Origin of the sequence: Salinicola sp. JS01, from assembly GCF_030284585.1 — a bacterium.
Lineage (GTDB): Bacteria > Pseudomonadota > Gammaproteobacteria > Pseudomonadales > Halomonadaceae > Salinicola.
This window is the reverse complement of sequence record NZ_CP127244.1, coordinates 1888214-1901699: the sequence shown is the minus strand read 5'-3', so window position 1 is coordinate 1901699 and position 13486 is coordinate 1888214. Positions and strand designations below refer to the sequence as shown.

General features: G+C 62.6%; 12 protein-coding genes. 7 read left to right on the top strand and 5 right to left on the bottom strand.

Translation table 11 applies throughout. The annotated features are described in order from the left end of the window. Positions 1 to 82 precede the first annotated feature (82 nt). Positions 83 to 3844: a methionine synthase gene (metH, locus tag QO259_RS08565; protein ID WP_285952499.1), complete on the bottom strand. Its 3762-nt coding sequence runs from the start codon at positions 3842 to 3844 to the stop codon at positions 83 to 85. 277 nt (positions 3845 to 4121) lie between these two features. Between metH and nfuA the strand changes: the two genes are divergently transcribed. Beyond that, entirely contained in the window at positions 4122 to 4709 is a 588-nt protein-coding gene (gene nfuA, locus QO259_RS08560; RefSeq protein WP_035473477.1) for a Fe-S biogenesis protein NfuA, read from the top strand. 141 nt (positions 4710 to 4850) lie between these two features. Here the strand turns inward: nfuA and QO259_RS08555 are convergent, their stop codons facing one another. Next, positions 4851 to 5822 (bottom strand): DNA-binding protein, encoded by a 972-nt coding sequence (locus tag QO259_RS08555; protein WP_207035570.1) that lies wholly within the window; start codon positions 5820 to 5822, stop codon positions 4851 to 4853. 240 nt (positions 5823 to 6062) lie between these two features. On the opposite strand from QO259_RS08555, the gene QO259_RS08550 reads away from it, so the two are divergent. Next, positions 6063 to 6479: a SufE family protein gene (locus QO259_RS08550; RefSeq protein WP_035473480.1), complete on the top strand. Its 417-nt coding sequence runs from the start codon at positions 6063 to 6065 to the stop codon at positions 6477 to 6479. A 30-nt stretch (positions 6480 to 6509) separates the two neighbouring features. Here QO259_RS08550 and yidD read toward each other — a convergent pair whose 3' ends face one another. The 3 genes from yidD to QO259_RS08535 form a co-directional block, all read right to left on the bottom strand. Next, complete coding sequence (yidD, locus tag QO259_RS20355) at positions 6510 to 6899, bottom strand: membrane protein insertion efficiency factor YidD (RefSeq protein ID WP_502949137.1); 390 nt, start codon at positions 6897 to 6899, stop codon at positions 6510 to 6512. 4 nt (positions 6900 to 6903) lie between these two features. Beyond that, on the bottom strand, positions 6904 to 7347 hold the full coding sequence (gene hisI, locus QO259_RS08540; protein ID WP_285952498.1) for a phosphoribosyl-AMP cyclohydrolase: 444 nt from the start codon (positions 7345 to 7347) through the stop codon (positions 6904 to 6906). A gap of 80 nt (positions 7348 to 7427) precedes the next feature. Further along, on the bottom strand, positions 7428 to 7880 hold the full coding sequence (locus QO259_RS08535; RefSeq protein ID WP_035473375.1) for a transcriptional repressor: 453 nt from the start codon (positions 7878 to 7880) through the stop codon (positions 7428 to 7430). 779 nt (positions 7881 to 8659) lie between these two features. Here QO259_RS08535 and cyoA point away from each other — a divergent pair. The 5 genes from cyoA to cyoE are packed head-to-tail and all read left to right on the top strand — an operon-like array spanning position 8660 to position 13397. Then, positions 8660 to 9553 (top strand): ubiquinol oxidase subunit II, encoded by an 894-nt coding sequence (gene cyoA / locus QO259_RS08530; RefSeq protein WP_285952755.1) that lies wholly within the window; start codon positions 8660 to 8662, stop codon positions 9551 to 9553. 4 nt (positions 9554 to 9557) lie between these two features. Next, positions 9558 to 11540, top strand: a complete 1983-nt coding sequence (cyoB, locus tag QO259_RS08525; protein ID WP_035473379.1) for a cytochrome o ubiquinol oxidase subunit I — start codon at positions 9558 to 9560, stop codon at positions 11538 to 11540. A 2-nt stretch (positions 11541 to 11542) separates the two neighbouring features. Then, a complete protein-coding gene (gene cyoC, locus QO259_RS08520; RefSeq protein WP_207035561.1) occupies positions 11543 to 12160 on the top strand; it encodes a cytochrome o ubiquinol oxidase subunit III in 618 nt (205 codons plus the stop codon). A gap of 2 nt (positions 12161 to 12162) precedes the next feature. Beyond that, positions 12163 to 12495, top strand: coding sequence for a cytochrome o ubiquinol oxidase subunit IV (gene cyoD / locus QO259_RS08515; RefSeq protein WP_285952497.1), 333 nt, complete (start codon positions 12163 to 12165; stop codon positions 12493 to 12495). Between the two features lie 8 nt (positions 12496 to 12503). Next, positions 12504 to 13397 carry a heme o synthase gene (cyoE, locus tag QO259_RS08510; protein ID WP_207035559.1) on the top strand — a complete coding sequence of 298 codons (894 nt, stop codon included), beginning with the start codon at positions 12504 to 12506 and terminating at the stop codon, positions 13395 to 13397. The last annotated feature ends 89 nt before the right edge of the window (positions 13398 to 13486 follow it).

The following is a 13486-nucleotide window of genomic DNA, read 5'->3' as shown; positions in this document are numbered from 1 at the left end:
ACCTTAGCGCCTCTGCTTTATTCTACAAAAGAATAAATGATCATAATTTGTTGCTTAAGCGTTATTAGCCGCCGAGTTCCACTCATGACGCCTGGGCGGCCGGCGCTACCGCGTCGTCCGGATCATAGGAGAGCACCGGCGCCAGCCAGCGCTCCATCTCGGGCAGAGTGAGCCCCTTGCGCGCGGCTAGCACCTCGACCTGATCGCGGCCGATCTTGCCGGTGGAGAAGTACTTCGACGCCGGATGCGCGAAGTACCAGCCGGAGACCGCCGCCGCGGGCCACATGGCGAAGCTGTCGGTCAGGGTGAGGCCACTGTGCTCGGTGGCATCCAGCAGCCGGAACAGCGTCGCCTTCTCGGTATGATCGGGGCACGCCGGGTAGCCCGGGGCAGGGCGGATCCCCTGATATTTCTCCGCGATCAGGGCGTCGTTGTCCAGCGTCTCTTCGGGCACGTAGCCCCAGAACTCCTTGCGCACGCGCTCGTGCAGGCGCTCGGCAAAGGCCTCGGCTAGACGGTCGGCCAGGGCCTGGACCAGAATCGCGTTGTAGTCGTCGCCGGCCGCCTCATAGTGCTTGGCCAGCTCGTCCGCGCCGTGTCCGGTGGTGACGGCGAAGCCGCCGATCCAGTCGAGCTGATCGCGCTCGCGGCCATCCGCGGCGTGGCGCGGGGCGATGAAGTCGGCCAGGCTGTAGCAGAGCCCGTCGCGCCCCTTGGTGCTCTGTTGACGCACGTGGTGAAGGCGCTCGATGACCCGCGAGCGCTGCGGGTCGGCATAGACCTCGATGACGTCGTCGTCGACGCTGTTGGCCGGCCACAGCCCGATCACGCCGCGCGCGCGCAGATGCTTTTCGTCGATCAGCCGGCGCAGCATCGCCTGGGCGTCGCGAAACAGGTTGCGCGCGGCTTCACCGACTACTTCGTCGTCGAGAATGCGCGGATACTTGCCCGCCAGCTGCCAGGTCATGAAGAAGGGGGTCCAGTCGATGCGCGGGACCAGCTCTTCGAGATCGTAGTCGTCGAACACCGTCAGACCGGGCTGTGCCGGCGTTATCGGGGTGAAGTTCTGCCAATCCGCCTGGAATCGACGCTGGCGCGCCTCGGCGTAGCCCAGGTCGGCCGCCTTGGGTCGGCGCTTGGCGTTGCGTTCACGCACCTGATCGTACTCGCGCCGGATCTCGGCGACATAATCCGGCTTGAGCGTGGGCGAGAGCAGGCGGCTGGCCACGCCCACGGCGCGCGAGGCGTCGCTGACGTAGATCACCGGCTCGGCGTACTGCGGGGCGATCTTCACCGCGGTGTGGGCCTTGGAGGTAGTGGCGCCGCCGATCAGCAGCGGCAGGGTGAAGCCCTGGCGCTGCATCTCCTTGGCCACGTGAACCATCTCGTCGAGCGAGGGTGTGATCAACCCCGAGAGGCCGATGATGTCGGCACCCTCGTCGCGGGCGGTCTTGAGGATCTTCTCCGCGGGGACCATCACGCCGAGATCGATCACCTCGTAGTTGTTGCACTGCAGGACCACGCCGACGATGTTCTTGCCGATATCGTGGACGTCGCCCTTGACCGTGGCCATCACTATCTTGCCCTTGGACTGGCTCTCGCCGGACTTCTCCGCCTCGATGTAGGGGATCAGATAGGCCACCGCCTGCTTCATCACCCGGGCCGACTTGACCACTTGAGGCAGGAACATCTTGCCCGCGCCGAAGAGGTCACCGACCACGTTCATGCCGTCCATCAGTGGGCCTTCGATCACCTCGATGGGGCGCTCGGCCGCCGCCCGCGCGACTTCCGTGTCCTCTTCGATATAGGCCGTGATGCCCTTGACCAGGGCGTGCTCGATGCGCTTGTCGACCGCCCAGCCGCGCCATTCGAGATCCTCCTTCTTCGGCCCGCCGGCGGCACCGCCACTTTCGCTCTGACGATAGCGCTCGGCGATCTCGAGCAGCCGCTCGGTGCCATCGCTGCGGCGATTGAGAACGACGTCCTCGACCGCCTCGCGCAGGGCCGCGGGAAGGTCGTCGTATACCGCCAGCTGGCCGGCGTTGACGATGCCCATGGTCAGGCCGGCCTTGACCGCGTGATAGAGGAAGACCGAGTGGATCGCCTCGCGCACGGTATTGTTGCCGCGGAACGAGAACGACACGTTGGACACCCCGCCCGAGATCATCGCATGGGGCAGGTGCTCATGAATCCAGCGGGTGGCTTCGATGAAATCAACGGCGTAGTTGTCGTGCTCCTCGATCCCGGTGGCAATGGCGAATATATTGGGGTCGAAGATGATGTCCTCGGCGGGGAAGCCGATATCATCCACCAGTAGCCGATAGGCGCGCTCGCAGATCTCGGTCTTGCGCGCGAAAGTGTCGGCCTGGCCCTGCTCGTCGAACGCCATGACCACGATGGCGGCACCATGGCGTCGACACTCGGTGGCCTGGTGGCGGAACGACGCTTCGCCCTCCTTGAGCGAGATCGAGTTGACGATCGCCTTGCCCTGGATGCACTTGAGACCGGCTTCGATGATCTCCCACTTGGAGGAGTCGACCATGATCGGCACCCGGGCGATATCGGGCTCGCCGGCAATCAGGTTGAGGAAGCGCACCATCGCCTCCTGCGACTCCAGCATGCCCTCATCCATGTTGATGTCGATCACCTGGGCACCGTTCTCGACCTGCTCCAGCGCCACTTCCAGGGCGGTGGTGTAGTCCTCCTCCTGAATCAGGCGCTTGAAGCGCGCCGAGCCGGTGACGTTGGTGCGCTCGCCGACGTTGACGAACAGCGACTGCGCCTCGATGTTGAACGGCTCGAGCCCCGAGAGGCGGCAGGCCGCGGGGCGCTCGGGGATGCGCCGCGGCGCCAGGCCGTCGACCGCGCGCCGGACCGCGGCGATATGCTCGGGCGTGGTGCCGCAGCAGCCGCCGATCACGTTGAGCATGCCGCTCTCGGCGAACTCGCGCACGATCGCCGCCATTTCCTCGGGGCTCTGGTCGTACTCGCCGAACTCGTTGGGCAGGCCGGCATTGGGGTGCGCGGAGACGAAGGTATCGGCCTTGAGCGAGAGTTCCTCAAGGTAAGGGCGCAGCTCCTCCGCGCCCAGGGCGCAATTGAGCCCCACCGCCAGCGGTCGCGCATGGCGCACCGCGTTCCAGAACGCCTCGGTGGTCTGTCCCGAGAGGGTGCGTCCGGAGGCATCGGTGATGGTGCCGGAGATCATCACCGGCAGCCGCTCGCCGCGGGCTTCGAACAGCGCCTCTAAAGCGTAGATCGCCGCCTTGGCGTTGAGGGTGTCGAAAATGGTCTCGATCAGGATCAGGTCGGCGCCGCCTTCGATCAGCGCGCTCGCGGCTTCGGTATAGTTGTCGCGCAGGGCGTCGAAGGTGACGTTGCGCTTGGCCGGATCGTTGACATCGGGGGAGAGTGACGCCGTACGCGAGGTGGGGCCGAGGACCCCGGCCACGTAGCGCGGCACGCCGCTCTCGGCGGCTACCGCATCGCAGGCCTCACGGGCCAGGCGGGCGGCCTCGCGATTGAGCTCGGGTACCAGTTCCTCCATGCCGTAGTCCGACTGCGACAGCCGCGTGGCGTTGAAGGTGTTGGTCTCGACGATATCGGCGCCCGCTTCCAGATAGGCGCGGTGAATCGCACCGACCACCGCCGGCTGGGTCAGGGTCAGCAGGTCGTTGTTGCCCTTGAGTTCACTGGGCCAGTCGGCGAAGCGTTCGCCGCGGAAATCGGCCTCGTCGAGGCGGTATTCCTGAAGCATGGTGCCCATGCCGCCGTCGAGAATCACGATGCGTGCTGCGAGGGTCTGACTCAGCGCCTCGAACGACGGTCTGCGGTGAACGGCCATGCGGATCTCCTGCGGCAAAACGGCTCGTAAAAGAGGGAGTGGATGCGCGCTCGCGCGCCCCTGGCTCAGTCGAGCACGGCGGGGGCCACAGGGTAGCAGAAAGCGCGGGCGGGCGAGACTCGCCGGGACTGTCGGTAGCGTACCGATACTTTCCTGACTAAATCACTCGGGATTGTCTTGGTGCCCACTTTTTTCTACCATGGTCACCATCCACGAGATCGAAGCCCAGCGTCACGCCATCTCGTTCCACTACGTCTCAAGCAGAGTTCGCAGCGACATGAGCCAACCGATTCAGATCACCGAAAGCGGGCAGGAGTACCTGGCCGAACTGCTGGCCAAGCAGAACGTCGAGGGCATCGCGGTGCGGGTATTCATCACCCAGCCGGGCACGCCCTATGCCGAGACCTGCCTGGCCTACTGCCGCCCGGGCGAAGAAGAGCCCAGCGACGAGCGCCTCACGCTGGAGAAGTTCGATGTCTTCCTGGACAAGAACAGCGTGCCGTTCCTGGAAGAGGCCGTGGTCGATTTCAATCCGGACCGCATGGGCGGGCAGCTGACGATCAAGGCGCCCAACGCCAAGATGCCCAAGGTCAACGCCGACAGTCCGCTGGAGGATCGCGTCAATTACATCCTCTACAGTGAGATCAATCCCGGGCTCGCGGCGCACGGCGGCGAGATTCGTCTGATCCAGCTCACCGAAGAGCAGGTGGCCGTGCTGCAGTTCGGCGGCGGCTGTCAGGGCTGCGCTGCAGTCGACCTGACGCTGAAGGAGGGGGTCGAGCGCACGCTGATGGAGCGGATTCCCGAGCTCGCCGGCATCCGTGACGTCACCGACCATACCGATACCACCAACGCCTACTACTGATAACGCCTACGACTGATCAGGCCAGGTCCGGCGGTTACCGCCGGACCGCCAAGGCTGTCTCGAAAAGCGCTCGCCAGAGCGCTTTTTTCATGTGCTTTCGAGCGGGTTATTGGCGAAAGCCCCTGGGCGCCAGGCCAGCGCTCAAACGGCGGTCGGGGGCAGGGCGGCGCGGGAGAGGCGCTCATGCAGCTCGCGGTTGGCCGCGCGCAGGTTCTTGAGTTCGGCCTCCAGGCGCTGCTTCTCCTGCTGCAGCGTCTGCTGTCGGTCGTCGCTCAGACGGCGCTCGCTCTCGAGCTGCTCGGTGTGCACCTTGTCCGCGCGCAGTGATTCCTGCAGCTGAGTGTACTGGCGCCGCTGCTCGGAGAGATCGATCTGTAGCCGCTCGCTGCGCTGGTCCAGCGTCGCTAGACGCTGTTCGTACTGCTTCTCTTGCTTGAGCCGCTCTTGGCGCGCCTCGTCGAGCAGCGTCATCAGGCGACTCTCGGCGGCTTCGTGGCGTTTCTCTTCCTGGGCCAGCTTGGTCTGGTGCGTCTGCTGCTGCTTGGCCAAGGCTTCGCGATGCTGGCGCTCGGCCTGTTCCAGCGCCTGCTGGTGGCGCTGGCAGGTCTGCTCCAGCTGGTTCAGCCGTTTCTGTTGCTGCTGTTGCTGGGCCTGCAGTGCCTGTAGTTCCGCCTGCAGATGGGCGGCTTCGTTAGTCTTGTTCTCGAGCCGCTCCTGGACGATGAGCATGTGCTCGTTGAGCGCAGCGAGACGCTGTTCGGCATCCTCGCACTGGCGCTGTGCGGCCTGGCTGGCCTCGTTGGCGTCGAGAATCTGCTCGTCGGCCTGCTGACGATAGACCGCGAGCTTCTCATAGGCGGCCTGCTGCGCCTTGTCCCAGATGTCGGCGACCCAGCTTTCGAGCAGCTCCGGGCGCTCGTGGTTACGCGGAATGCTGTTGACCGCGCCGGTATCCTGGCGCAGGCGCCATTCGCGCAGGTGATCGCTGATGGTGGTGTAGCTGCCGGTGCCGAGGAAGTCGCGAATCTTCTGCACGCTGACCGTCTCACCGCGATGTTTCAACGTCTCGATCGCGCGACAGACATCGTCGTAGCGGATGCCGTTACGGGCCATGGTGTGCTCCCTGTCTTGATGATTTCGTATCTTCGATAGCGTCTTGGAAGCGCTTCTGCGGCGCCTTCACGCTTGCCACCGGCAGGGCGCTGGGCCACTGACGATGGTCTTGCTCACAGCATAGGCCATTTACGTAAAAACGATACGTAAAATCGAGTCATAACGCGCGGGCTGCAGGTGTGGCTGGGGTCGGCCGGTCACAGCCTCTATAATGGCGCGATCGACAACCAAGGAGAGCCCATGAGCATCGCACAGGCCCAGGCCGAACTGCTCGAAGAATTCTCGATGTTCGACAACTGGATGGATCGCTACCAGTACATCATCGACATGGGGCGCCAATTGCCGGCGTTCCCGGAAGCGGACCGTACCCCGGCGCACAAGATAGAAGGATGTCAGTCCAACGTGTGGATGACCGCGACACCGGAAGCAGGGCGGTTACGTTTCCGCGCCACTTCGGATGCGGCCATCGTCAGCGGGCTGATCGCGATTCTGCTGCGCATCTACGACGCACGTGAACCGCAGGAGATTCTCGACAGTCAGCCGACCTTCCTCGCCGAGCTGGGGCTGGACAAGCATCTGTCACCCACCCGCAGCAACGGGCTGCATGCGATGCTCGAGCGTATTCATGCCACTGCGCGTGAGGCTCAGGCCGCCTGAGCCGCCGCGCCGCGACATCGCCTGCACTCGTCAGCGCGCGTCGCGGTCTTTGTCGTGTTCGGAGGCTGCCGTGGCGTCAGCTGTTCTCTGGCAACTGCCGTCGCGTGTGCCATCGTGGGTGTCATGGACCGGAGTGTCTTGGATAGCGCCGTCGCGGAACGGCTCGCGAGCCGCGCAGCTGCAGCGACGACGCGGCTCGGGCACCGGGTCGACGCCTCCCGGATGGAACGGGTGACACTTGCCCAACCGCTTTAGGGTCAACCAGCCGCCACGCCAAGGCCCGTGCAGCTTGATCGCCTCCAGCGCATAGCTGGAACAGGTCGGCCAGAAGCGGCAGCGGGGGCCGAGCAGGGGGCTGATCAGGTAGCGATAGCCCTGGATCATTCCGGTCATCAGGGCAGCGGCCAGGCGGCGCAGCATATTATCAGCGTGGCTTGCCGTAGAGCGCCTCGGGGGCGATCAGCGGTTCACGATCGACCTCGCCGTTCTCTTCCGAGAGCCGAATGTAGAAGCAGTCACGCCGCCCGGTGTGGCAGGCAGGGCCGGTCTGCTCCACCTTGAGCAGCAGGGTGTCGCCATCACAGTCGAGTCGCGCCTCGACCAGCCGCTGGCGCTGACCCGAGGTCTCGCCCTTGCGCCAGAAAGTCTGGCGTGAGCGCGACCAATAGCAGACCTGACCGGTTTGCAGGGTTTCGCGCAGAGCGGCCGCATTCATCCACGCCATCATCAGCACTTCGCCGCTATCGTGCTGCTGGGCGATCGCCGGCATCAGGCCGTCGGCGTTCCAGCGGGCGTTCTCGATCAGCTCGTCCAGCGCCACCCGAGTGCCGGGGGCTGCAGTCTCCAGATCGTCAAACAGGCGTGACATGGCGTCTCTCGTCGAGTGAGGAAAATCGGCTTTTGCCGTACAGGCTCAAAGGGATGGGTTTGCTGACTGTTGGCGAAATATCACGCGCGCTCGGCGCCGTCGCGACAGGCATCGCAGGTACCCAGCAGTTCGATGGTCTGGCGCTGAATGGTAAAACCGCGCTCCCGTGCCGTACTCGCCAGTATTTCGCCAACCGCTTCCTGATGCAGCTCCTCGACACGACCACAGTGGCGACAGATCAATAGCTGGAAGCGATGCACGTGTTCCGGACACGGGCAGGCAATATAGGCATTGAGCGATTCGATGCGATGCACCAGACCCTGCTCGATGAGAAAGTCGAGCGCGCGGTAGACGGTCGGCGGACGCGCCGCAGCGTGTTCGTCGGAGAGCCGGTCGAGCAGATCGTAAGCCTTGAGCCCGCCGGGCGTGGCGGATATCAGTTCGAGCACGCGGCGCCGGATCGGCGTGAAGCGCACGCCGCGTTCCTGGCACTGTTGGTCTGCCTGTCTGAGCAGGGCATCCGAGTCGATCATCGACAATCCCGAGCCGTTGTACAAAGAATTCATCATTCTACGCGCTCACCTTGAGCAGAGCCACCGAGCACCTGGCCAGAGGCTTCGCGCGCGCGAGGGTAAGCATTGAATGCTCGCAAGGGTGCTGATCTGAAGGGCGACGGCGGGAATCAAAAAGACGACGCCAGCCGCTGTCAGGAGCAGTCGGGAAAACCTTCGCATGGTGTATTTAACATAATATATATTATGCGAAATACAGGCCGCGCGGGGTGAGGGTGGCCAATGTCCAGTCACCGGAACAGCTAATCAACAGCCCACTACGGCGCACACGGGTCTGATCCGAGTGTTGGCATCTCGACACCATGGGCGCCGTTTTTCCTCTGCGTCTAATGCCGCGGGTGCAACCTGTCGACTGCGCTGGCCTTCAGGGCGCACGTCGCGTGCCGATGGACTAGTCTGAGTGGCACCGCCACACAGCCTGCGTCGCCCGATGTCGACGGCTGCTACAGGTGGTGCGACAGATAGTAAGAAAAACAGTGCGACAAATCGCCACACACGCGGCACTTTGCCGCCACCGGCCTGCTGGGCAAGGTTTTTTTAGGTACAATGTCGTCCGCGAAATCCCTACTTCGTTGGCGACTTGTCGAGGCCGATGGCAACGGCGGTTCTCGTCATTCGAGTTGTCAGCCCTGGCGAGCGGCGTATGATGCAGGCCGCTAGCCGATGTTGCAGGGCCAAAAGCTTTCCTCCACTGGGGTCGTGAGATGAGAAAAAGGAACTCCCTCAAGTATTTGAGTGTGATGACGTGGCTGACCGTGCCACTGCTGTTGAGCGGTTGCGGTTCGGCACTGATGGACCCGAGTGGTCCTGTTGGTCAGGGGCTCAAGTCACTGATCATCACCGCTTTCGGTTTGATGCTGATCGTGGTCATTCCGGTCATCGTGATGACCATCCTGTTCGCCTGGAAGTATCGTGGCACCAACCTGGCGGCCAAGTACACGCCGAACTGGGAGCACTCCAACGTCATCGAGCTGTTCGTATGGGCCATCCCATGCGTCATCATCCTCTTCCTGGGGATCCTCACCTGGCAGACGTCGCACTCCTACGATCCGCACAAGCCGATCGCCAGTGAAGACGAAACCATGACCATCGATGCGATCTCGCTCGACTGGAAATGGCTGTTCATCTATCCCGAGCAAGGTATCGCCACGGTCAACGAGCTGGCCATGCCGGTGAATACGCCGGTGCACTTCCGGGTCACCTCGGGCACGGTGATGAACTCGTTCATGATTCCCAACCTCGGCAGCCAGATCTACGCCATGGCCGGGATGAACAACGACGTCTATCTCGAAGGCAGCGAGATCGGCACCTTCCGTGGTCGTTCGACCCACTACAGCGGCGAAGGTTTCTCGGAAATGCTGTTCGACGCCCACGTGACGTCGCAAGCCGATTTCCAGGCCTGGGTCGACAAGGTCAAGCAGTCGCCAAACACGATGATGTTCCCGGACGACTACAACAAGCTGGCACAGCCGACCATCGGCGCGCCGGTGCAGTATTTCTCGCAGGTTTCGCCCGACTTCTACGGCGACCTGATCAGAAGCTACAAGTCTGGTCACGGTGGTACGCAGAGCCATGGCGAGCACAACCAAGCACAGGAGCCTTCAATGCCCATGAGTGCGCAGGCAGCGGAGTAACGTCATGTTCGGAAAACTCAGCTTAGATTCGATTCCCTACCATGAGCCGATCATCATGGTCACGGCGACGGTCATCGGAATCGTCGGCGCCCTGGTCGTCGGGCTCGTTACCTACTATCGCAAGTGGGGCTATCTGTGGCGTGAATGGATCACCTCCATCGACCACAAGAAGATCGGGATCATGTACTTCCTGGTCGCCCTGGTGATGCTGATCCGCGGCTTTGCCGACGCGATCATGATGCGTACTCAGCAGGCCATCGCGGCCGGGGGTGCCGAGGGCTATCTACCGCCCCACCACTACGATCAGATCTTCACCGCCCACGGTGTGATCATGATCTTCTTCGTCGCCATGCCCATGGTCATCGGTCTGATGAACCTGGTGGTGCCGCTGCAGATCGGCGCCCGCGACGTTGCCTTCCCGTTCATGAACAACGTCAGCTTCTGGCTGTTCGCTGCCGGCGTCATTCTGGTCAACGTCTCGCTGGTCATCGGTGAGTTCGCCAAGACCGGCTGGCTCGCCTACGCGCCACTATCGGAGTTGCAGTACAGTCCGGACGTCGGGGTCGACTACTGGATATGGTCACTGCAGATATCGGGTATCGGGACGACCCTGACCGGTATCAACTTCTTCGTCACCATCCTGAAGATGCGCACCAAGGGCATGACCCTGTTCCGCATGCCGATCTTCACCTGGACGGCGCTGTGCACCAACGTCCTGATCATCCTGTCGTTCCCGATCCTGACCGCGACCATCGCCCTGCTCACGCTGGATCGCTATCTGGGGATGCACTTCTTCACCAATGACATGGGCGGCAGCCAGATGATGTACGTCAACCTCATCTGGGCCTGGGGCCACCCCGAGGTGTACATCCTGATCCTGCCGGCGTTCGGTGTCTTCTCCGAGGTCATCTCGACCTTCACCAAGAAGCGTCTGTTCGGCTACAAGACCATGGTCTGGGCCACGGTGGCGATCACCTTCCTGTCGTTCATCGTCTGGCTGCACCACTTCTTCACCATGGGTGCCGGTGCCAACGTCAACGCCTTCTTCGGCATCACGACGATGATCATCGCAATACCCACGGGTGTGAAGATCTTCAACTGGCTGTTCACCATGTACCGCGGGCGTCTCGAGTTCACCGCGCCGGTACTGTGGACCATCGGTTTCATCATCACCTTCACCCTGGGTGGCATGACCGGTGTCATGCTGGCCGTGCCGGGCGCCAACTTCGTGCTGCACAACAGCCTGTTCGTCATCGCCCACTTCCACAACGTCATCATCGGCGGCGTGGTCTTCGGCATGCTGGCTGGCTTCACTTACTGGTTCCCGAAAGCGTTCGGTTTCACCCTGAGCGAGAAATGGGGCAAGCGCTCCTTCTGGTGCTGGCTGGTCGGCTTCTACATGGCCTTCATGCCGCTCTACGCGCTGAGCTTCTTCGGTGCCATGCGTCGCATGCAGTCTTACGAGCAGACCGAGTGGCAGCCGCTGATGATCGTCGCCTGGGTGGGCGCCGTGATCATCGCCCTGGGTATCGCCTGCATCGTGATCCAGCTCGTGGTGAGTATCCGCGACCGCGAGAAGAACCGCGACGTCACCGGCGACCCGTGGGATGCCCGCACCCTGGAGTGGTCCACCTCCTCGCCGCCCCCGAACTACAACTTCGCCCATCTGCCGGAGGTTCACTCCATCGACAGCTACTGGGAGATGAAGCAGCAGCCGGGTGGCTTCAAGCGTGAGCTGTCGACCCACTTCGAAGACGTGCACATGCCCAAGAACACCAACGAAGGTCCGATCCTGGGGCTGTTCAGCCTGATCTTCGGCTTCGCCCTGGTGTGGCACATCTGGTGGCTGGTCGCCGTCGGCGCCATCGGCATGTTCGTGACCTTCATGGTGCGTATCCACAACGATGACGTGGACTATCACATCCCCGCTGCCGAGGTCGAAAAGACCGAGCGTGAATACCACAAACGGTTGGAGATGCAGGCGTAACCATGGCAACCGATACCCTGACTAACCACGACGCTCATGCCCACGACGGGCATGAGCACCACGATGCCGGCGCAATGAAGGTGTTCGGCTTCTGGATCTACCTGATGAGCGACCTGGTGATCTTCGGATCGCTGTTCGCCACCTACGGGGTTCTGGGCACCGCCACCGCCGGCGGCCCGACCTCACAGGAGATCTTCGAGCTGCCCTTCGTGCTGGTCGAGACCTTCCTGCTGCTGGTGAGTAGTTTCACCTTCGGCCTCGCCGTACTGGCGCAGAACGCCGGTGATCGCGGTGCCGTGCTCAAGTGGCTGGCCGTGACCTTCCTGCTCGGCTTCGGCTTCGTCGCGATGGAGGTGTACGAGTTCCATCACCTCATCGTCGCAGGCCACGGGCCGGATCGCAGCGCCTTCCTGTCGTCCTTCTTCACCCTGGTCGGCACCCACGGTCTGCACGTGACCTTCGGCCTGATCTGGATCGCGACCATGTTCATCCAGATCTCGCGCCGCGGTCTCGACAGCGTCACCAAGCCGCGCATGCTGTGCCTGAGCCTGTTCTGGCACTTCCTGGACATCGTCTGGATCTGCGTCTTCTCCTTCGTCTACCTGTTTGGAGCCATGTAACCATGAGCGATATCCATACCTCTCATGACGGCGCCAGCCATGGCAGCTACAAGTCGTACTTCATCGGCTTGGTCCTCTCGATCGTACTGACGCTGATCGCGTTCGGTGTGGTCATGGCCGGAGGCTTCAGCGTACCGGTGATGATGGTGACCGTGGTGGTCACCGCCATCGCGCAGGTGCTGGTGCAGCTGGTCCTATTCATGCACCTGAATACCAAGGCCGAAGGCGGCTGGAACTTCATCGCCATCGTCTTCACGATCGGTATCCTGGGGCTGATCATTGGTGGTTCCCTATGGATCATGCACAACATCCACGTCAACATGATGCTGAACTAAGCACGCAAATGGCCCTCAAGCCCTACTTGCTGCTGACCAAGCCCGGCATCATCTTCGGTAACCTCGTAACAGTCATCGGCGGCTATTTTTTGGCCGCCGGTGGCCGTTTCGATCCCCTGCTGTTCTTTGCTGCGGTGATCGGCACCTCGTTGGTCGTGGCCTCCGGCTGCGTTTTCAACAACGTGATCGATCGAGACATCGACCAGCACATGGCGCGCACACGGTCGCGCGCCATGGTCACCGGTCAGATCTCGATTCCGGTCGCACTGTTGATGGGTGGCGTACTGGGTGTGCTCGGTTTCGGTCTACTGGCGTGGCAGACCACGGCACTGGCCACCGGCTTCGCTGCCTTCGGGTTCGCGATCTACGTTGGTGCCTACAGCCTCTATCTGAAACGCCATTCGGTCTACGGCACGCTGGTGGGGAGTCTTTCCGGGGCCTCGCCACCGGTGATCGGCTACTGCGCCGTCAGCGGTCAGTTCGACTTGGGCGCCCTGCTGCTGCTGATCATTTTCAGTATCTGGCAGATGCCCCACTCTTACGCGATCGCGATTTTCCGCTTCAACGACTACGCCTCGGCGTCGATTCCCGTGCTGCCAGTCAAGTGCGGCATCGGGGTGGCCAAGCGGCATATCGTGATCTATACCGCACTCTTCGTGGTGGCGTCGGTGATGCTGAGCGTGGCCGGCTACACCGGCTGGATCTACGCGATCGTGGCCGTCGCAGTGGGTCTCTACTGGCTAGTGATCACCCTGCGCGGTTACCGCGCGGAGGATGATCAGGCCTGGGCCCGCAAGGTGTTCGGCTTTTCGATCATGGTGGTCACCGCGCTGAGCGTGATGATGTCGGTCGACAGCCGCCTGCCGATGGCGGAGTCGATCGTGTCGCTGGCGTTGGGTTGAGGCGCGCTCTCGCACCAGCCCTTCGTTGGCGAGCAGTAACGTGCTAGTAGGTGGTAATAGATAGGTGGTAATAGAAAGACGGGCAGCCC

What these genes read in the sequence shown, in the direction of transcription:
- metH (WP_285952499.1), bottom strand. Translation starts at nt 3,844, where the DNA reads ATGGCCGTTCACCGCAGACCGTCGTTCGAGGCGCTGAGTCAGACCCTC.
- nfuA (WP_035473477.1), top strand. Translation starts at nt 4,122, where the DNA reads ATGAGCCAACCGATTCAGATCACCGAAAGCGGGCAGGAGTACCTGGCC.
- QO259_RS08555 (WP_207035570.1), bottom strand. Translation starts at nt 5,822, where the DNA reads ATGGCCCGTAACGGCATCCGCTACGACGATGTCTGTCGCGCGATCGAG.
- QO259_RS08550 (WP_035473480.1), top strand. Translation starts at nt 6,063, where the DNA reads ATGAGCATCGCACAGGCCCAGGCCGAACTGCTCGAAGAATTCTCGATG.
- yidD (WP_502949137.1), bottom strand. Translation starts at nt 6,899, where the DNA reads ATGCTGCGCCGCCTGGCCGCTGCCCTGATGACCGGAATGATCCAGGGC.
- hisI (WP_285952498.1), bottom strand. Translation starts at nt 7,347, where the DNA reads ATGTCACGCCTGTTTGACGATCTGGAGACTGCAGCCCCCGGCACTCGG.
- QO259_RS08535 (WP_035473375.1), bottom strand. Translation starts at nt 7,880, where the DNA reads ATGATCGACTCGGATGCCCTGCTCAGACAGGCAGACCAACAGTGCCAG.
- cyoA (WP_285952755.1), top strand. Translation starts at nt 8,660, where the DNA reads ATGACGTGGCTGACCGTGCCACTGCTGTTGAGCGGTTGCGGTTCGGCA.
- cyoB (WP_035473379.1), top strand. Translation starts at nt 9,558, where the DNA reads ATGTTCGGAAAACTCAGCTTAGATTCGATTCCCTACCATGAGCCGATC.
- cyoC (WP_207035561.1), top strand. Translation starts at nt 11,543, where the DNA reads ATGGCAACCGATACCCTGACTAACCACGACGCTCATGCCCACGACGGG.
- cyoD (WP_285952497.1), top strand. Translation starts at nt 12,163, where the DNA reads ATGAGCGATATCCATACCTCTCATGACGGCGCCAGCCATGGCAGCTAC.
- cyoE (WP_207035559.1), top strand. Translation starts at nt 12,504, where the DNA reads ATGGCCCTCAAGCCCTACTTGCTGCTGACCAAGCCCGGCATCATCTTC.